General features: G+C 71.7%; 19 protein-coding genes. 7 read left to right on the top strand and 12 right to left on the bottom strand.

All coding sequences use genetic code 11. The features are described 5' to 3' along the window. Nucleotides 1-16: 16 nt before the first annotated feature. The 6 genes from ACIP63_RS28000 to pdhA form a co-directional block, all read right to left on the bottom strand. Complete coding sequence (locus ACIP63_RS28000; protein ID WP_401520947.1) at nt 17-1159, bottom strand: potassium channel family protein; 1143 nt, start codon at nt 1157-1159, stop codon at nt 17-19. Next, nucleotides 1117-2736 carry a molybdopterin molybdotransferase MoeA gene (locus tag ACIP63_RS27995; protein WP_401520945.1) on the bottom strand — a complete coding sequence of 540 codons (1620 nt, stop codon included), beginning with the start codon at nt 2734-2736 and terminating at the stop codon, nt 1117-1119. The genes ACIP63_RS28000 and ACIP63_RS27995 overlap by 43 nt, the downstream gene beginning before the upstream one ends. Next, entirely contained in the window at nt 2733-3608 is an 876-nt protein-coding gene (locus tag ACIP63_RS27990) for an NTP transferase domain-containing protein (RefSeq protein ID WP_401520942.1), read from the bottom strand. The genes ACIP63_RS27995 and ACIP63_RS27990 overlap by 4 nt, the downstream gene beginning before the upstream one ends. Before the next feature lie 93 nt (nt 3609-3701). Beyond that, nucleotides 3702-5096, bottom strand: a complete 1395-nt coding sequence (locus tag ACIP63_RS27985; protein WP_401520940.1) for a dihydrolipoamide acetyltransferase family protein — start codon at nt 5094-5096, stop codon at nt 3702-3704. Next, nucleotides 5096-6127: an alpha-ketoacid dehydrogenase subunit beta gene (locus ACIP63_RS27980; RefSeq protein ID WP_362927484.1), complete on the bottom strand. Its 1032-nt coding sequence runs from the start codon at nt 6125-6127 to the stop codon at nt 5096-5098. Before ACIP63_RS27980 ends, ACIP63_RS27985 begins: the two co-directional genes overlap by 1 nt. Next, nucleotides 6124-7287: a pyruvate dehydrogenase (acetyl-transferring) E1 component subunit alpha gene (gene pdhA / locus ACIP63_RS27975; protein ID WP_401520937.1), complete on the bottom strand. Its 1164-nt coding sequence runs from the start codon at nt 7285-7287 to the stop codon at nt 6124-6126. The genes ACIP63_RS27980 and pdhA overlap by 4 nt, the downstream gene beginning before the upstream one ends. Nucleotides 7288-7496: 209 nt before the next feature. Here pdhA and ACIP63_RS27970 point away from each other — a divergent pair, with 209 nt between their 5' ends. Then, complete coding sequence (locus ACIP63_RS27970) at nt 7497-8018, top strand: Lrp/AsnC family transcriptional regulator (RefSeq protein WP_401520935.1); 522 nt, start codon at nt 7497-7499, stop codon at nt 8016-8018. 12 nt (nt 8019-8030) lie between these two features. On the opposite strand, the gene ACIP63_RS27965 is transcribed toward ACIP63_RS27970, so the two are convergent. Beyond that, nucleotides 8031-8621: a TetR/AcrR family transcriptional regulator gene (locus tag ACIP63_RS27965; RefSeq protein WP_401520933.1), complete on the bottom strand. Its 591-nt coding sequence runs from the start codon at nt 8619-8621 to the stop codon at nt 8031-8033. Between the two features lie 123 nt (nt 8622-8744). Between ACIP63_RS27965 and paaN the strand changes: the two genes are divergently transcribed. Then, nucleotides 8745-10445, top strand: a complete 1701-nt coding sequence (paaN, locus tag ACIP63_RS27960; protein ID WP_401520932.1) for a phenylacetic acid degradation protein PaaN — start codon at nt 8745-8747, stop codon at nt 10443-10445. A 65-nt stretch (nt 10446-10510) separates the two neighbouring features. On the opposite strand, the gene ACIP63_RS27955 is transcribed toward paaN, so the two are convergent. From ACIP63_RS27955 to ACIP63_RS27945, 3 genes are read right to left on the bottom strand one after another with little or no spacing between them, the layout of a single operon-like run. Next, nucleotides 10511-11221, bottom strand: coding sequence for a TrmH family RNA methyltransferase (locus ACIP63_RS27955; protein WP_401520930.1), 711 nt, complete (start codon nt 11219-11221; stop codon nt 10511-10513). After that, nucleotides 11218-12501: an HTTM domain-containing protein gene (locus tag ACIP63_RS27950; RefSeq protein ID WP_401520927.1), complete on the bottom strand. Its 1284-nt coding sequence runs from the start codon at nt 12499-12501 to the stop codon at nt 11218-11220. Before ACIP63_RS27950 ends, ACIP63_RS27955 begins: the two co-directional genes overlap by 4 nt. Further along, entirely contained in the window at nt 12498-13418 is a 921-nt protein-coding gene (locus tag ACIP63_RS27945; protein WP_401521637.1) for a DUF5819 family protein, read from the bottom strand. Before ACIP63_RS27945 ends, ACIP63_RS27950 begins: the two co-directional genes overlap by 4 nt. A gap of 115 nt (nt 13419-13533) precedes the next feature. Here ACIP63_RS27945 and paaA point away from each other — a divergent pair, with 115 nt between their 5' ends. Genes paaA through ACIP63_RS27920 form a run of 5 tightly spaced genes read left to right on the top strand, consistent with a single transcriptional unit; the run spans nt 13534 to nt 17103 of the window. Then, a complete protein-coding gene (gene paaA, locus ACIP63_RS27940; protein WP_401520924.1) occupies nt 13534-14562 on the top strand; it encodes a 1,2-phenylacetyl-CoA epoxidase subunit PaaA in 1029 nt (342 codons plus the stop codon). Further along, nucleotides 14559-14849: a 1,2-phenylacetyl-CoA epoxidase subunit PaaB gene (paaB, locus tag ACIP63_RS27935; RefSeq protein WP_031090474.1), complete on the top strand. Its 291-nt coding sequence runs from the start codon at nt 14559-14561 to the stop codon at nt 14847-14849. Before paaA ends, paaB begins: the two co-directional genes overlap by 4 nt. After that, nucleotides 14846-15547, top strand: coding sequence for a 1,2-phenylacetyl-CoA epoxidase subunit PaaC (paaC, locus tag ACIP63_RS27930; protein WP_401520922.1), 702 nt, complete (start codon nt 14846-14848; stop codon nt 15545-15547). The genes paaB and paaC overlap by 4 nt, the downstream gene beginning before the upstream one ends. Continuing rightward, complete coding sequence (gene paaD / locus ACIP63_RS27925; protein ID WP_401520919.1) at nt 15541-16041, top strand: 1,2-phenylacetyl-CoA epoxidase subunit PaaD; 501 nt, start codon at nt 15541-15543, stop codon at nt 16039-16041. Before paaC ends, paaD begins: the two co-directional genes overlap by 7 nt. Further along, entirely contained in the window at nt 16042-17103 is a 1062-nt protein-coding gene (locus ACIP63_RS27920; RefSeq protein ID WP_401520916.1) for a 2Fe-2S iron-sulfur cluster-binding protein, read from the top strand. Nucleotides 17104-17345: 242 nt separating this feature from the next. Here ACIP63_RS27920 and ACIP63_RS27915 read toward each other — a convergent pair whose 3' ends face one another. Together ACIP63_RS27915 and ACIP63_RS27910 are read right to left on the bottom strand one after the other, a co-directional pair. Beyond that, nucleotides 17346-17690: a rhodanese-like domain-containing protein gene (locus ACIP63_RS27915; protein WP_393756451.1), complete on the bottom strand. Its 345-nt coding sequence runs from the start codon at nt 17688-17690 to the stop codon at nt 17346-17348. A gap of 45 nt (nt 17691-17735) precedes the next feature. After that, complete coding sequence (locus ACIP63_RS27910; RefSeq protein ID WP_401520913.1) at nt 17736-18761, bottom strand: J domain-containing protein; 1026 nt, start codon at nt 18759-18761, stop codon at nt 17736-17738. Nucleotides 18762-18779: the final 18 nt, after the last annotated feature.

Genomic DNA, 18779 nt, shown 5'->3' with positions numbered 1-18779 from the left:
CGTCCGGGCCTCGTTCCTACGGCCGCTGATTGGGCTGCTGCGGATGGCTCGTCGGCGACGTGTGGCTCGGTGAGGCACGCACGATGGTGATCACCCGGTCCGTCAGCTGCAAGGGGCTGGCCGCCGGGTCGTCGTAACCGAGCAGCCGGTGACCGCGCAGGACGCTGACCACGAGGTCATCGGTCTCGCGGACGTTCTTGCCCACCTCGGCCTTTATCACCGGCCGTTCGACGAGATCGAGCCCGCTGCCCTGCTGGATGAGGTCCTCCATCACCGTGCCCGCGCTGGGGCTGAGAACCGACAGGCCCAGCAGCCGTCCGGCCGCGCTCGCGCTGGTGATCACGGCGTCAGCGCCCGACTGCCGCAGCAGCGGCGCGTTCTCCTCCTCGCGGACCGCGGCCACGATCTTCGCGCCCCGGTTGAGCTGACGCGCGGTCAGGGCGACCAGCACCGCGGTGTCGTCGCGCTGGGTGGCGATGATGATCTGACGGGCCTTCTGGAGCTCGGCCCGCAACAGCACATCACTGCGCGTCGCGTCACCCAACACGCCCACGAAGCCCTCTGCGTTGGCCGCCTCGATCACCTTGCCGGCCGGGTCGACGATGACGATCTGGTCCTTCTTCAGACCGGTGGCGCAGAGCGTCTGGATGGCTGAGCGGCCCTTCGTACCGAAGCCGACGACCACGGTGTGTTCACGCAAGTTGCTTCTCCAACGGTTCAGCCGGAAGTCCTCCCGGGTCCGTTCCGTCAGGACCTCGAGGGTGGTGCCGACCAGGATGATCAGGAAGAGCACCCGCAACGGCGTCACCAGCACCACGTTGACGAGCCGGGCCGGGTCGCTGTACGGGACGATGTCGCCGTAGCCGGTCGTCGACAGCGTCACCGTCGCGTAGTAGACGGCGTCGAGGAAGTCGACCTTCTCGTCGGCGTTGTCGTGGTAGCCGTCCCGGTCGGCCCAGACGATGAAGACCGTTATGGCCAGCACCGTGAGAGCCATTGCCAGTCGCTTGGCCACCTGTCGCAGCGGTCTGTCGACGACACGACGGGGCAGGAGCACCCGGGTCGGGACGACATGTTCGTCCGCCCGCCTGGCCATCGCGTCGTGGCCGGGAAGTTTCACGTGAAACACCCTTCCGTCCACGGCGATGCCGAGGCCCACGGTAGATCGAGGATCTCCACCTCGGTGCCGGACCGTACCCCGCCGGGTGGCACCACGGCCAGCCCGTCCGCAGCCGCGATCCCACGCAGCATGGCGGGGCCGTTGTAGTGGAGGGGTACGACGCCGTCCTCGCGGTGGACCACGGGGATCAGCCTGGTGTCATGCGGGTGTCCGTGCACCTCTTCATGGACGGGCGCGCTGTAGCGGTCCTGGGCGGGTTGACGGGCGAGCCCCCGGAGCAGGGGCTCGGCCAGCGTCAGCAGCCCGGATACCGCTGCGAGGGGGTTGCCGGGCAGGCCGACCAGGCAGGGGCCGCCCTCGGCGAGCCGGGCCAGGAGCATCGGATGGCCTGGGCGTACGGCCACCCCGTCGACCAGCAGCTCGGCCCCGATCCCGGCCAGGACCGGGTGGACATGGTCCACCGGGCCGGCGGCTGTCCCGCCCGTGGTGAGGATCAGGTCGGCATCGGAGGAGACGAGGGCACGGCGGAGGGCGTCGGCGTCGTCCCCAAGGCGCCTGGGCTCGGCGACCTCCGCCCCCAGGGCGCGGAGCCAGGGGGCGAGCATGGGGCCGAGCGCGTCGCGGATCAGACCTTCCCGGGGGAGCCCCGCCGTGAGGAGCTCGTCGCCGAGGACGAAGACGTCCACGCGGGGCCGGGGCACGGCGACGAGAGCGTCGTACCCCGCGGCAGCCGCCAGTCCGAGGACGGGCGGGGTCACCACGGTCCCCGCGGGCAGGAGCTCTTCACCGGAACGGCACTCCTGGCCCCGCGGCCGGATGTCCTGGCCCTGCACCACTTCACGGGTGGCGTGCAGCAGCCCCTTGGCCTCGTCGCAGTGCGCGTGTTCGCTGCGGATCACGGCGGTGGCGTCCGCCGGGAGGCGTGCGCCCGTGGCGATCCGCAGGGCGTGCCCGTCGGGGAGCGGCTCAGCGGATCCGCGTCCGGCGAGCAGCCCTTCTCCTTCCCGTACGGTCCAGGGGCCCGGCCCCGCGACGACCCAGCCGTCCATGGCCGAGGTGTCGAACGACGGCAGATCGGTGAGCGCGACGACGGCCTCGGCGAGTACGTGCCCGAGGGCCCGGTCCAGCGGAAGCCGGTGGGCGGCCGGAGGGGCGGACCGGCCGAGGCGGTCGGCCAGAGCACGCGCCGCGGCCCAGGTGGTGGCACCGGCGCGGTGGGCGTGAGAGGGAGAGCCGTGGAGCGCCGAGGATTCGTGGTGCCTGGAGGAGGCCGGGGCCGGGGCGCCTGGCTCCGCCCCTCCTGGCCCAGGGCCGTCCGAGGTCGGGCCGGCGCGCATCCCCGGCGCTGCTGGTGCCTGCCTGGAAGGCGGCTCCCCTGCACCGGCCCGGTCCGGTGCGGGCTGCGGAGTGCCTGGCTGCCGGCCCGGTGTGGGCGGCGGAGTGCCTGGCGTCCGGTCCGGTGCGGGCTGGGGAGTGCCCGGCTGCCGGTCCGGTGCGGGCTGCGGAGTGCCTGGCCGGCGCCCCACGAGGGCCAGTGCCTGCTCGACCGCCCGCTCCTCCTCGGCCGCCGCACGCTCCTCCTCGGCCGTCCGCGCATCGCGTCCGTGCGGGGTCATGGCGCGCCGGGCCCGCTTCCCGCCGCCGTTTCCTCCTCCCACCGGAGTGCGAGGGCGGTGGCCTTGCGGGAGGCCTCGGCCACGGCTTCAGCCGCGGCCTCCGGGCTCTTACCGCTGCTCGCCATCGCCGCCGCGTACCCCACCAGGAAGGTGGTCAGCGGCGCGGCGGGCCGGGCCACTCCGTGCGCGGCGTCCCGGGCGAGGTCCAGCAGGACGCCGGTGTCGACGTCGAGCTCGATGCCCAGTTCGTTCTTGACTGCGGTGATCCATTCGTCCAGCACGGTCCCATGCTCCCTGATCCGGGCCCTGGCGGCGGCAATGTCTTCCCAGGTGTCGCAGTCGAAGGCAGCCAACGGGCCGGCCTGGACCCGGGCCAGCTCCAGTTCGGCGGTCAGCAACCGGAGGGGGAGTCCGGCCAGGCTGCCGTGTTCGGTGGCGAGAAGGGCGAGTTCACGGCGGAGCGGCTCGGCCCGGTAGACCGCGACCAGCGGCTGGTCCCGGCCGTCCTGGTCGGTGCACAGGGCGCCTTCGCGGTCTCCCGGCTCCGCTGCGGACAGCAACGACCGGACCGTCGCCTCCCCGAGGAACGGCAGATCCGCGGAGAGCACCAGAACGCTCTCCGCGGCCGTGTGCCGTACACCGGCGCCGAGGGCCGCCAGGGGGCCACCGCCCTCGGGCACTTCACGTGTCCACGTGACCGGACGCACGGTGGGCCTGCGCCCACCGACCACCACGGTGGACCCTGCGTCGGCACATGCGGCGAGCACCCGGTCGAGCAGCGCACGGCCGCCCACATGGAGCCCTGGCTTGTCGGCCCCGCCGAGGCGCTTCGCAGCCCCTCCGGCAAGCACGATGGCGTCATACGCGGTCATGCCCCGAGTATGGGGTCCGCCCACCGATGGCGGGCCCTCCGGGGACCGAACTCACACGATGCCCGGGCCCCGGCCGCCCACCGTCCTGCCCCGCTACAGCGTGCGGAGCAGGATCGCCGGCCGCTCCACGCAGTCGGCGACGTAGCGCAGGAAGCCGCCGGCCGTGCCACCGTCGCAGACCCGGTGATCGAAGGTGAGCGAGAGCTGGACGACCTGGCGGACCGCCAGTTCGCCTTCGTGCACCCAGGGTTTGGGCACGATCCGCCCTACCCCGAGCATGGCCGCCTCGGGGTGGTTGATGATCGGGGTCGAACCGTCGACGCCGAACACCCCGTAGTTGTTCAGCGTGAACGTCCCTCCGGTGAGCTGCGCGGGGGTCAGCTTCCCGTCCCGGGCGGCCTCGGTCAGCCGGGCGATCTCCGCCCCGATCGACTCCGTGTTACGGGTGTGCGCGTCCCGGACCACCGGAACGACCAGGCCTCGCTCCGTCTGCGCGGCGAAGCCCAGGTGGACCCCGGACAGCCGCACGATCTCCCGGGCTTCGGTATCCACCGTGGAGTTGAGCTCGGGGAACCTCGCCAGGGCTGCCGTGCAGATGCGGGCCAGCAGCGCGAGCACCGACACCTTCGGGCCTGCGGCGTTCATCGCGGCCCGCGCGGCCATCAGCTCGGTGGCGTCGGCATCGACCCAGCAGGTGGCATCGGGAATCTCCCGCCGGCTGCGGGAGAGCTTCTCGGCCACCGCGCCCCGGACCCCGCGCAGCGCGATCCGTTCGACCGATGTGTCCGGCGCCGGCCGGGCGGCGGGGGACGCGTCGGCAGCGCGTTCCTCGTCCGCGGCTCTGATCGCGCACTCCACGTCGGTACGGAGGATCAGCCCGTCCCGTCCCGTGCCGACGACCTGACGGAGATCGAGACCGTGCTGCCGCGCCAGCTTCCGGACCAGCGGGGAGATGACGGCGACGGGACTCCGGTCATCCCCCGCAGGGGTCGCCGCCGCCGCGGAGGCCGACCGCTCCGCCACCGCGAGGACCGGCTGCCGGGCTGTGGCCGGGTCCTGCGCCGAGGCTGTCCGGTCCGCCGTCCCAGGGGCCTGCGCCGCGACCCGAGCGGGCCGGACCCGTCGTCTCCGCGCCGCCGGTGCGGCCGTGCCGTAACCGACCAGCACATTGCCGGACGCCTCATTCCCGGCACCGTCACCGGAGGGTTCGCCGGGAACCTCGTGCCCGTCCACCCGCTCCATCGAGCCGACTGCCACCGTCAGCAGCGGTGCGCCGACCGGGAGCTCCGCACCCTCCTCGCCGAAGCGCGCCGTCACCACGCCCCCGTAGGGGCAGGGCACCTCCACCATGGCCTTGGCCGTCTCGACCTCGACGACCGGCTGGTCGACGGCGACGACGTCGCCGACCTCCACCAGCCAGCGCACGATCTCGGCCTCGGTCAGGCCTTCGCCCAGGTCCGGGAGCTTGAATTCGAGCACCTGCGCCATCAGCTCTCGGCCTCCCACTGAAGACGGGCGACCGCGTCGAGCACCCGGTCCACGCCCGGCAGATGGTGCCGCTCCTGCATCGGCGGCGGATAGGGAATGTCGAACCCCGCGACGCGCAGGACAGGCGCCTCCAGATGGTGGAAGCACTGCTCGGTGATCCGCGCCGCGATCTCACCGCCCGGCCCGCCGAACCCGGACGACTCGTGGACGACCACCGCACGCCCCGTGCGGCGCACCGACGCGGCCACGGTCTCGTCGTCGAAGGGAACGAGTGAGCGCAGGTCGACCACTTCGAGGTCCCATCCCTCGGCTGTGGCCGCCTCCGCGGCCTCCAGGCACACCGGGAGGGACGGTCCGTACGTGATCAGGGTCGCGCTACGTCCGGGCCGCCGGACCACGGCCCGCCCGATCGGCTCGACCCGGGCCGGCGCGTCCGGCGACCAGTCGGCCTTGGACCAGTAGAGCCTCTTCGGCTCCAGGAAGACCACCGGGTCGTCGGAGGCGATCGACTCCCTCAGCAGCCCGTAGGCGTCGTCGACCGTGGCCGGCATGACGACGTGCAGCCCGGGCGTCGCCATGTAGTACGCCTCGGAGGAGTCGCTGTGGTGCTCGACCCCACCGATCCCGCCGCCGTACGGCACGCGCACCGTGATCGGCAGCGGCATCGCGCCCCCGGTCCTGTTCCGCATCTTGGCGACATGGCTGACCAGCTGCTCGAACGCGGGATACGCGAAGGCGTCGAACTGCATCTCCACCACGGGCCGCAGCCCGTACATCGCCATGCCCACGGCCGCGCCGAGGATGCCCGCCTCGGCCAGTGGCGTGTCCGTACAGCGGTCGTCGCCGAACTCCTTCGCCAGGCCGTCGGTCACGCGGAAGACGCCACCGAGCGTGCCGACGTCCTCCCCGAGGACGTGCACCGTCGGATCCTCCGCCATCGAGTCGCGCAGCGCCCGTCCGAGGGCCTGCGCCATCGTGGCCGGTCTGGCCCTGCCGGTCCGTTCGCCGGCTGTGGCCGCAGCAGTGCTCATCGTCCCTCCTCCGCGCCGCTCTCGTCGTGCGCACCGTCCCCTGCGTCCAGCTCGGCCCGCAGCCGCGCCGCCTGTTCCCGCAGCTGGCCGGTCTGCTCCTCGTAGACATGGGCGAACAGATCCATCGGGTCGAGCGACGGGTCGGCGTTCATCTGCTCCCGCAGCCCCTCCGCCATCCGTTCAGCCGCCTCGTGCACCGCGCCGATGCCGTCCTCGTCCAGCAGCCCCCGCCCGGTCAGTTCCCGCTCCAGAAGCCTGATCGGGTCGTGTGCGCGCCATGCCTCCACCTCGCTGTCGCCGCGGTAGCGGGTGGCGTCGTCGGCGTTCGTATGGGCGTCCATGCGATACGTGACCGCCTCGACCAGCGTCGGCCCCTCGCCCCGCCTGGCGCGCGCCACCGCCTCGCCGAGCACCTGGTGCACGGCTGCCGCGTCGTTACCGTCGACCAGGCGCCCCGGCATCCCGTAGCCCACGGCCTTGTGGGCCAGGGACGGTGCCGCGGTCTGCTTGGCCAGCGGCACGGAGATTGCGAAGCCGTTGTTCTGCACGAGGAAGACCACCGGGGCCCGCCAGACGGCAGCGAAGTTGAGCGCCTCGTGGAAATCGCCCTCACTCGTCCCGCCGTCGCCGACCATCGCGAGGGCCACCACGTCGTCGCCCTTCAGGCGCGCCGCGTGCGCCAGGCCCACGGCGTGCGGCAACTGGGTGGCCAGAGGGGTGCAGAGCGGGGCGATGCGGTGCTCACGCGGGTCGTAGCCGGTGTGCCGGTCCCCCCGCAGCAGCGTCAGCGCCTCGACCGGGTCCAGGCCACGCGCGACCGCGGCGAGCGTGTCGCGATAGCTGGGGAAGAGCCAGTCCCGGTCCTCCAGCACGAGCGCCGCAGCGATCTCGCACGCCTCCTGGCCGGTGCTCGACGGGTACACCGCGAGCCTGCCCTGCTTGGTCAGTGCGGTGGCCTGCGCGTTGTACCGGCGGCCACGCACCAGCTCGGCGTAGAGCCTCAGCAGCAGCTCGGGGTCGGCCCCGGCCGCCGCGTCCGTACCGAGCACGCGGTAGGGCTCGGGGTCCGGGAGCAGCGGCGCGGGATCGGTGAGCGGCTTCCAGGCCGGGGGCGGCGTGGGCCGGTAGGCGGCTGCGCCGGGCAGCTCCTGGACCGTCATGACAAGCACCTCCTGGCATCGAGATATATCGAGGGGTGTCGAAATCTGCAGAATGTCGGGCGTGGGCGAGGCGCGGATGTGGTGTGCCTCACCTACCGATTGTTCGGTCGCCGGGGCAATTTGGCTACAGGCGCCTTCAGCCTGTGGACAAACGGTTCTCCACAGCCTGGGATAGGGGCAGGTCGTCCACAACAGGGAGGCGCGGGCAGATGGCAGCTGAACAAATGGCCGACGGGGGCGGCACCCCGGACCGCACTCCGCCCGCCCGGCCGCTGGACTCCATCGACCGCGCCATCCTCCGCATCCTCCAGACGGACGGCCGCGCCTCGATACGGGCCGTCGCGGAGCGCGTCCACGTCTCCCGCGCCAATGCGTACGCCCGGATCAACAGGCTCGTCGAGGACGGCGTGATCCGGGGATTCAGCGCACGGGTGAATCACGAACGGGCTGGGCAGGCCGCCTCCGCCTACATCACTCTCAAGATCGTCCAGAATTCCTGGCGCACCGTGCGCGAACAGCTACAGGCACTGCCGGGCGCCACCCACATCGCGCTGGTCAGCGGCGACTTCGACGTCCTGCTCCTGGTGCACACCCCGGACAACCAGGCCCTGCGCGAGCTGGTCCTCACCAGGATCCAGGCCATACCGGAGGTGCTGTCCACCCGCACCCTACTGGTGTTCGAGGAGACCGACCTGGGGCCACGCCCGGACCGCACGGCCGAGCTGAGCTGAGGGCTGCCCCGGTCAGCCGGCCCGCATCCCCTCGAAGGCGAGCCGCACGACCGTGTCCGCGAGCTGCTCCGCCTCCTGGGATCCGCCGGGCTGCGGGCGGTACCACTCGACCAGCGAGTTCACCATGCCGAAGAGCAGCCGGGTCGCCAGGCGTATGTCCACGTCCGCGCGCAGGTCGCCGTCCGCCACCGCGGCCTTGAGCAGCTCGGAGACCCGCTGGTCGAACTCACGCCGGCGCTCCAGCGCCCAGCGCTCCGTCTTCGTGTTGCCCCGTACGCGCAACAGCAGGGTGACGTACGGCAACTCCGCCATGAGCACCTCGACCGTGCGGCGCGTGACGTACTCGACCTGGGCGATCGCCCGCCCCTGGGTGGCCCCGGCCTCGTCGAGAATCCCGAAGAGCCCGTCGAGCGCCCGGCTCACCGCACGCCTCAGCAGCTCTTCCTTGCCCGCCACGTGGTGGTAGATGGACGACTTGGAGATGCCCGCCGCCTTGGAGAGGTGCTCCATGGACGTGCCGTCGTAGCCGCGCTCGTTGAAGATGCGGACGGCAACGGTCAGGAGCGTCTCCGGGGTGTACGTGTCCCGCTTGGCCGTGGTCATGACCGCGATCCTCCCCCATGAGTTGTCCACAGGTTCCTTGGGGCCCCTTGTCCCGACCGATCGTTCGGTTACTCTAACTCCGTCAGCATGTCCCTGCCCGGCTCGACGAGGAGTTGGTCCGTCATGGCCGCCGAGCTTTCCCCCGAGAAGCTGTCCGAGATCCACCGCCCCACGCTCGACCAGGCCCTCGACGCGATCCGCACGCGCGCCTACTGGTCCCCGCACCCCGAGCACCCCAAGGCCTACGGCGAGGGGGGCCTGCCCGGCAGCCTCGGCGCGGCCGAGGGCAAGGCCGCGTTCGACGCCGTGCTCAACACCCGGCTGGACCTCGGCCAGCCCGGCACCGACGGCTGGACCGGCGCGGAGGTCTCGCCGTACGGTCCGGAGCTCGGCGTCGAGTATCCGCACGCCGACCCGGACATCCTGCTCCCCGCCATGAGCGCCGCGATGGGCTCCTGGCGTGCGGCGGGCCCCGAGACGCGGGCCCTGGTCTGCGTGGAGATCCTGGCCCGGATCAGCGCGCGTACGCACGAGCTGGCCCACGCCGTGATGCACACCAGCGGGCAGGCGTTCGTGATGGCCTTCCAGGCGGGGGGCCCGCACGCCCAGGACCGCGGCCTGGAGGCCGTGGCGTACGCGTACGAGGAACAGACGCGTACACCGCGCAACGCCGACTGGTCGAAGCCCCAGGGCAAGCGTGACCCGCTGCGGCTCGACAAGTCGTACACAGCGGTGGGGCGCGGCATCTCCCTGCTGATCGGCTGCAACACCTTCCCGACGTGGAACGGCTATCCGGGCCTCTTCGCCTCGCTGGCGACCGGCAATCCCGTGCTGGTCAAGCCGCACCCGCGGGCGGTGCTGCCGCTCGCGCTCACCGTCCAGCTGGCGCGCGAGGTGCTGACCGGGGCGGGCTTCGACCCGAATCTCGTCGCCCTGGCGGCCGAGCGGCCCGGCGAGGGCATCGCCAAGACCCTGGCGGTGCGCCCCGAGATCAAGATCATCGACTACACGGGTTCCACCGCCTTCGGCGACTGGCTGGAGGCCAACGCCCGCCAGGCCCAGGTCTACACGGAGAAGGCGGGCGTCAACACGATCGTCCTCGACTCCACCGACGACTACCGGGGCATGCTCTCCAACCTGGCCTTCTCGCTCTCCCTCTACAGCGGCCAGATGTGCACCACCCCGCAGAACCTGCTCATCCCCCGCGACGGAATCACGACCGACGCGGGCGCCAAGTCCTACGAGGACGTGGTGGGGGACCTCGCCGAGGCGGTGAACGGGCTGCTCGGTGACGACGCCCGGGCCAACGGCCTGCTCGGCGCCCTGGTGAACCCGGACGTGAAGGCCCGGCTGGAAGGGGCCCCGGACCTGGGTGACGTGGCGCTCGCCTCGCGCCCGGTGACCAACCCCGACTTCCCCGACGCCGTGGTCCGCACGCCGGCCCTCGTGAAACTCGACGGCACGAAGCCCGACGACGGGGCGGCCTACCTCTCGGAGTGCTTCGGCCCGGTCTCGTTCGCGGTGGCGGTCGACTCGACCGGTGACGCGCTGGACCTGCTGCGCCGCACGATCCGCGAGAAGGGCGCGATGACCGTCGGCGCCTACACCACCTCCCCCGACGTGGAACGCGCGGTGGAGGAGGTCTGCTTCGACGAATCGGCTCAGCTCTCGCTGAACCTCACCGGCGGTGTGTACGTCAACCAGACGGCGGCCTTCTCCGACTTCCACGGTTCGGGAGGCAACCCGGCCGCCAACGCGGCGCTCTGCGACGGCGCGTTCGTCTCCAACCGCTTCCGGGTGGTGGAGGTCCGCCGCCAGGCCTGAGGGCACATCCGGCCGACGGCATCCGGTGGGGTGTGGACCCGCGCGATCCATGCCCCACCGGTCCGTCACCCGTCGCGCGGATCCGGTACGTCCGCGTACCGCTGCACCCAGGCGTGCATCGCGATGGCGGCCGCCGCACCGGCGTTGATCGACCTGGTCGAACCGAACTGCGCGATCGAGCACACCATCGAGGCGTGCTTTCGCGCCTCCTCCGTCAGCCCCGGCCCTTCCTGCCCGAACAGCAGCACGCACCGGCGCGGCAGTTCGGTCCGCTCCAGCGGCACGGCCCCGGGGAGGTTGTCGATCCCGATGACCGGCAGGCCCTCGGCCTCCGCCCAGGCCGTCAGGTCCGCGGTGTCCGGATGGTGCCGCACATGCTGGTAGCGGTCGGTGACCATCGCACCCCGCCGGTTCCAGCGCCGCCTCCCCACGATGTGGATCTCCTTCGCGAGGAAGGCGTTGGCGGTGCGCACCACCGAGCCGATGTTGAAGTCATGGCTCCAGTTCTCCACCGCCACATGGAAGTCGTGCCGCCGCAGGTCGAGATCGGCGACGATCGCCTCCCGCGTCCAGTACCGGTAGCCGTCACCCACATTGCGCCGGTCGCCGTGGGCGAGGAGTTCGGGGTCGTAGCGCTCCCCCTCGGGCCAGGGCAACGGGTGCGGACCGACCCCGATCACGGTGCCGTACCCCTCGTCGTACTGGATCGGTTCCTCGGAGGGGTCGGGCGCGGCTGCCGCCCGGGGCTCATCTGCACTGCCGGTCTCGCTGGTCACCCGACGAGCGTATGGCCACCGCCACCGCCGCTGCGCGCGGCCTCCTCGTCGTCCTGCCCTGCGTCCTGCCCTGCCCGCCGCTGCCCGGGGAGCCTCAGCCTCCCCGCCGTCCGTGAGAACAGACGCTGCCGGCCGAGCGACACCCTGTGCCCCAGCCACACAAGGAAGACCGTCGGGAGGAAGACGGCGTCCGCGGCGATCATCGCCATGGAGAAGAAGGGCAGCCCCAGCATGACCGCGATTCCTGCGTGCTCACCGATCATGAGGACCAGCAGGACGTTCTTCACCCGCCGGTTGAACAGGGTGAACGGGAAGGCGACCTGCACGATGACCGTGACGTACGTCAGCACCATGACCAACAGGGCGCTGGACGCGATCAGCCCGGAGAGACCGGCCCACGGGGTGAAGTAGTCCAGCTTGAGCGGATAGTAGACCGCGGTGCCGTCCTGCCATCGGGAACCCTGGATCTTGTACCAGCCGGCAGTCGCGTAGATCAGACACACCTCGGCCATGATCACGAGGAGTGCGGCGTTGTGCGCGAGGTTGGCCAGGACGTCGAGGAGGGCGCGCAGCTCATGCTCCGGCGCGCGACGGTTCAGGGCCCACCAGGCGCCGTTCCCCAGCCACAGCACCCACAGGAGGGCCGGCAGCCACCATGTGCCGCCGAGTCCTCCCATGAAGGTCGCCGGCAGGAGGACGCAGCCGAGGGCCACCCACAGGACCGGTCCCGCGACATCACGCGCCGGCGGGCCGCCCTCCGCGAGACGTGAGGCGTCCCGCGACGCACGGCGGGCGTCCAGGGACCACACCCGGGCGCAGCGGGTCAGCATCAGGTAGACGGCCAGCAGATGGATGACGTTGTCGCCGCCGTCGCCCATGAAGATGCTGCGGTTCTGGAGGGAGAGCACCCCTGCCATGAACAGGACGGACACGGCGCGGGTCCGCCAGCCGGTCATCAGGAGCGCGGCCGACACCAGCGTGAGCCCGTACACCGCCTCGAACCAGACCGTGGAGTCCGACCACATGAGAGCGGTGAAGGAGTCGTTGTGGGTGATGAGCCGGCGCGCCATGTCCCAGCTCCACGGACCGTCGGGACCGTACAGCTCGTGGCGGTGGGGCAGCTCGCGCAGCAGGAACAGCAGACAGGTGGCGGAGACGCCGATCCGGACGACGGCGCTCTGGTAGGCACCCAGGGGGGCGGCCGTGACGCGCTGGACGGCGCGTGCGAGCGCAGGACCGACGGCACCGGCGCGCGCACCGACCGGGGTGGGGACGCTCACTGCTCCGCCCTTCCGGCCTGCGATGCCTCATCCGCCGAGGCAGCCCCGGGGAGGTCGGACGGGGAGACGGTCCACCACGGGAGCTCCGTGTACTCCGGCCGGGTGTTGATCTTCTCGTCGCTCCACGCCGGCGCACCGACGGAACGGACGGAGGACCTCACCTGGATGCGTTCGACGGTGCCGCCGTAGCCGTGTTCGGCGAGGCGCAGCATGACGATGCGGCGGATGTAGCGCTCGGACAGCTCGCCGCGCAGGCCGTCGGGGCGGTGCTCGCTGTCGTGGGACCCGGAGTAGAAGTCCCAGGCACGGCGCAGTTCGTTCTGGTCGACGTGGCTGGGGAGGGGGTTGCCGCGTATCGCCTCGCCGTCCTCACGCGAGAGATCCATCCAACGCGTGACCTTGCTGCCGTCAGCGCCGTCGTCGGCCACCTCGGCGCGTACGTGCACGGAGATGTTCTGCTGGAGCGGGTTGGGGGCGAACAGCTTCCAGTTCTGCTCGAACTCGGGGTAGACCCAGTCGTCGACCACCTTGCCGTGCTGCTTCGTCAGCGTGTTGGACGGCGCGACATGCAGAAAGATCATGGCTATGTGTACGCAGGCCAGCAGCCCCAGGCCGGACAGCGCCAGCGCCGCGACGACCTGGTACGGAAGCGAGAGCGCCGCCATCCCGCCGCCCGGCCGGCGTCCGGCCGGCCCGGGCTCGGGTCCTCCAGGGCCTGGCCCGGGATCCGCGGTGGTGTCCGGCGACGGCGCGACGACACCCGGGGTGGGGTCCGGGTCCGGTTGGAGGGCCGCGCCGACGCCCGGTATTCCGGCGGGTGCGGCCTCCGCCTCCTGATCCGCCGACGGGCGGTTCCTCACGCCGGGCCAAGCGAGCTTCTTCTCGTCTCCGGTGCGCCCACCGTGGTCCGCATCCATCCCGCCCCGATCGCCGTCGATCACCACTCAGTTATCCACAGGGTTGACACCCTACGGGCCTCCGGCTCACCATTGAAGCCGATGAACCGAACGATCGGTCGGTAGGGAGCCCGGGATGGCGGCAGTGACTGCGGACCAGACGACGCAGGGGACAGCAGGCACGGCGGACGAGGCGGACGCGGAGCGTCTGGCGGCCTTCGACGCCGCGGTGGCGGCCGACGACCGGATCGAGCCGCGGGACTGGATGCCCGAGGCGTACCGGGCCTCGCTGATCCGCCAGATGGCCCAGCACGCCCATTCCGAGATCATCGGCATGCAGCCCGAGGCCAACTGGATCACCCGGGCACCCTCGCTCCGCCGCAAGGCGATCCTGATGGCGAAGGTGCAGGACGAGGCCGGGCACGGCCTCTATCTGTACAGCGCCGCGGAGACGCTGGGGACCAGCCGCGAGGAGATGCTCGACAAGCTGCACGCCGGGCGGCAGCGCTATTCCTCGATCTTCAACTACCCCACGCTGACCTGGGCGGACGTCGGCGCGATCGGCTGGCTGGTGGACGGCGCCGCGATCACCAACCAGGTGCCGCTCTGCCGTTGCTCCTACGGCCCGTACGCCCGCGCGATGGTCCGGGTCTGCAAGGAGGAGTCCTTCCACCAGCGCCAGGGGTACGAGCTGCTGCTCGCCCTGAGCCGCGGCACCCCCGCCCAGCACGAGATGGCCCAGGACGCGGTGAACCGCTGGTGGTGGCCCTCCCTGATGATGTTCGGTCCGTCCGACGACTCCTCGGCGCACTCGGCACAGTCGATGGCCTGGAAGATCAAACGGCACTCCAACGACGAGCTGCGCCGGCGCTTCGTCGACATCTGCGTCCCGCAGGCGGAGGCGCTGGGGCTCACCCTCCCCGACCCCGACATCCGGTGGAACGACGAGCTGGGACAGCACGACTACGGCGCGATCGACTGGACGGAGTTCCAGGAGGTCCTCAAGGGCAACGGCCCCTGCAACGAACAACGACTGACCCAGCGGCGCACGGCCCACGAGGAGGGCGCCTGGGTCCGCGACGCGGCGGCGGCATACGCAGACAAGCACGCGGCACGGCCCGGCACAGCCGGAGCGGCCGCCCAGCCCGTGGAGGCGACCGCATGAGCAGCTCGACCGACTGGCCCCTGTGGGAGGTGTTCGTGCGCTCCCGGCGAGGGCTCTCCCACACCCACGCGGGCAGCCTGCACGCGCCGGACGCCGAGATGGCCCTGCGCAACGCCCGCGATCTGTACACCCGCCGCTCGGAAGGCGTCTCCCTCTGGGTGGTCCCCTCGACGGAGATCACCGCGTCCTCGCCGGACGAGAAGGACTCGTTCTTCGAGCCCGCCGGGGACAAGCCCTACCGCCACCCCACGTTCTACGAGATCCCGGAAGGGGTGAAGCACCTGTGAGCGCGGCTCTCGCCCTCGGCGACGACGCACTGGTGCTCTCGCACCGGCTGGGGGAGTGGGCGGGTCACGCTCCCGTGCTGGAGGAGGAGGTGGCCCTGGCCAACATCGCCCTCGATCTGCTGGGCCAGGCCAGGATGCTGCTCTCCTTCGTGGGCGACGAGGACCAGCTGGCGTACCTCCGTGAGGAGCGAGCCTTCCGTAACGTCCAGCTGGTGGAGCAGCCGAACGGCGACTTCGCCCACACCATCGCCCGCCAGCTCTACTTCTCCGTGTACCAGCACCTGCTGTACGAGGCGCTGGCCGCCGGCGAGGGCGAGTTCGCGGATCTCGCGGCCAAGGCGGTCAAGGAGGTCGCCTATCACCGGGACCACGCGGAGCAGTGGGTCCTGCGGCTGGGCGACGGCACCACGGAAAGCCATGAGCGCATGCAGCTCGCGCTGGACGCCCTGTGGCGGTTCACCGGCGAGCTGTTCGAGCCCGTCGAAGGAGTCGACGTCGACTCGCCGGCCCTGCGCGACGGCTGGCTGGCCGCTGTCACCTCCGTGGTGGAGCGGGCCACCCTGACCCTGCCGGCAGGGCCGCAGTCCGGCGCCTGGGCGGCCGGAGCGGGCCGGCAGGGTCTGCACACGGAACCCTTCGGGCGGATGCTCGCCGAGATGCAGCATCTGCACCGCAGCCACCCGGGGGCGTCATGGTGACCACCGAGACCCCGCTGGAAGCGGAGCTCCACCGGCTGGCGGGCTCCGTTCCCGATCCCGAGCTGCCGGTCCTCACGCTGGACGAGCTCGGCGTGCTCCGCGGCGTGCGGGCCGACGGACCGGACAAGGTCACCGTGCGGCTCACCCCGACGTACACCGGCTGCCCGGCCATCGAGGCCATGTCCGCCGACATCGAGCGGGTCCTGCGCGACCACGGGGTCAGTGAGGTGTCCGTGGTCACGGTCCTCGCCCCTGCCTGGTCGACCGACGACATCAGCGACGAGGGGCGCCGCAAGCTCGCGGAGTTCGGCATAGCGCCGCCCCGCCCGGGGAGCGGGCCCGGCGGGCCGGTTCCTCTGACGCTCTCGGTGCGCTGTCCGCACTGCGGTTCCACCGACACGGAGCTGCTGAGCCGCTTCTCCTCCACGGCCTGCAAGGCACTGCGCCGCTGTGTGACGTGCCGCGAACCGTTCGACCACTTCAAGGAGTTGTAGATGTTCCATCCGCTCCGGGTCAGCGCGATCGAACGGATCACGGACGACGCGGTGGCCGTCACCTTCGCCGTGCCGCCCGAGCTGCGCGAGACCTTCCGCCATGCCCCCGGCCAGCACCTGAATGTGCGCTACCGCGTCGACGGCGAGGAGATCCGGCGGTCGTACTCGATCTGCGCCCCGGCCACCGAGCAGCCGGGCGACCCCTTGCTGCGGGTGGGTATCCGCATGGTCGACGGCGGCGCGTTCTCGACGTACGCCCTCAAGGAGCTGGCTGTGGGGGACCAGCTGGAGGCGATGGCTCCGATGGGCCGTTTCGTCCTCGATCCGCGCCCCGGCCACTTCGCCGCGATCGTCGGCGGCAGCGGGATCACCCCGGTGCTCTCGATGGCGGCGACCCTGCTGGCACGGGAGCCCTCGGCGCGCTTCTGTCTGATCCGCAGCGACCGGACGGCTGCGTCGACGATGTTCCTGGACGAGGTGGCGGACCTCAAGGACCGCTACCCGGACCGCTTCCAGCTGGTGACCGCGCTGTCCCGGGAGGAACAGGCTGCCGGGCTCCCCTCGGGCCGGCTGGACCGCGAGCGGCTCACCGGGCTCCTGCCCGCCCTGTTGTCCGTGCCCGACGTGGACGGCTGGTTCCTGTGCGGGCCGCTCGGACTGGTCCGGGGGGCGGAAGAAGCGCTGCGCGCACTTGGCGCCGACCGGTCACGAATCCACCAGGAGATCTTCCACGTCGCCGACGAGGGGACGGGTCTGCCGACGGCCGCCAGGGTGGCGACGCCGTCGGAGAGCAGGCTCACGGCGACACTCGACGGGCGGTCGGGCAGTTGGCCGGTCCAGGACGGCGAATCGCTGCTGGAAACGGTGCTGCGGAGCCGCTCGGACGCTCCGTATGCCTGCAAGGGCGGAGTGTGCGGGACCTGCCGGGCCTTCCTGGTCTCGGGTGAGGTGCGGATGGACCGCAATTTCGCCCTGGAACCGGAGGAGACCGGGGCAGGCTTCGTGCTGGCCTGCCAATCGCACCCCGTCACCCCGGAGGTCGAACTCGACTTCGACCGCTGAGACCGCCAACCACAGACCAACCACTGACGCAGACCAACCACTGATGCACGCCAACCACTGATGCCGCGCCGGGCGAGGTCGCAAGCCCCGCCCGAACAGGGCCCCCCGCGCGGTACCGCCGTGCGCGCGCCCGCCGCACCGGTATCGCCGTGCGCGCGCCCGCCGTGCGCGCGACCGGGGACCGGCCGGGAGCCGTGCCTGCGACGCCGTACGACCGCGCGCGCACGGCGCCGCGGGAGCGGTCAGAGCACGAAGGCCGAGTTCCCGTTGTCCGTGACCATCGGGCGCCCGGCGCCGTCCCAGGCGAGCATGCCGCCGTCGATGTTCACGGCGTCGATGCCCTGCTGCACCAGATACTGGGTGACCTGGGCCGACCGGCCTCCGACGCGGCACATCACGTGCACACGCCGACCGTCGTCGGCCGCTTCGGTCAGCTCACCGAAGCGGCCCACGAAGTCACTCATGGGAATGTGCAGCGCACCCTCGACATGCCCGGCCGCCCACTCGTCGTCCTCCCGGACGTCCAGCACGAAGCCGTCCGACGGAACCGCCGCGACGTCCACCGAGGGCAGTGGAGCGAAATTCATGGGTATGCCTTCTCTCGTACGTACGCGCCAGGGTCATCCGGAACGCTACTGCACCAACCCAGCCAGCTCGCCCTCACGCTGGGACACCTCCGCCAGAAGCTTCTCGCCGATGTCGTCCAGCAGCCGGTCGGGGTCGTCCGGCGCCATCCGCAGCATCGAGCCGATCGCGCTCTCCTCCAGCTCCTGTGCCAGCACCGTCAGCAGTTCCTTACGGCGGCTGAGCCACTCCAGCCGCGCGTAGAGCTCCTCGCTCTCGCTGAGCCGCATCTCCGGCGTCACAGGCCCCGCCGCCCACTCCGCGGCCAGCTCCTTCAGCAACGCCACGTCGCCGCGCCCGTACGCCGCGTTGACCCGGGCGATGAACTCGTCCCGTCGCGCCCGCTCCGTCTCGTCCGGTGCCAGGTCCGGGTGTGCCTGACGGGCGAGCTCTCGGTAGAGCTTGCGCGCCTCCTCGCTCGGCCTGACCCGCTTCGGCGGCCGGACGGGCTGGTCGGTGAGCATGGCCGAGGCCTCGGGCGAGAGGCCGTCCGAGTCCATCCAGTCGTGGAAGAGCTCCTCGACCCCGGGCATCGGCATGACGATGGCCCGCGCCTCCTGGGCCTTGCGCAGGTCCTCCGGATCGCCGGTCCTCGCGGCCCGCGCCTCCGCGATCTGCGCGTCGAGCTCGTCGAGGCGGGCGTACATCGGGCCGAGCTTCTGGTGATGCAGCCGGGAGAAGTTCTCCACCTCCACCCGGAAGGTCTCCACCGCGATCTCGAACTCGATCAGCGCCTGCTCGGCCACCCGCACCGCCTTGGCGAGCCGCTCCTCGGGCCGAGGGGCGGCTCCCTCACCCACCGCGTCACCGCCGGCCTCACCGGCCGCCCCGCCTGCCGGGCCACCAGCCGCGTCGGCGGAGGCGGGACCCGCCTCCGGCGCATCGTCCGGGCCCGCCCGCAGGCCGTCACGCCGCGACGCGTCCTCCGCGTGCCGCGGCACATCCCGCGCGTGCTTCGGCGCGTCCTGCCGGTCCTGGTCCTGCCGGTCTTCGTCGTTCCGGGTGGTCGGCACCCCGGCGGCTTCGTGGGTCACCCGTCCAGCGTATGGCCA

This window comes from Streptomyces sp. NPDC088746 (genome assembly GCF_044751065.1).
Taxonomy (GTDB): Bacteria; Actinomycetota; Actinomycetes; order Streptomycetales; family Streptomycetaceae; genus Streptomyces.
This window is presented reverse-complemented; position numbering and strand designations above follow the sequence as displayed.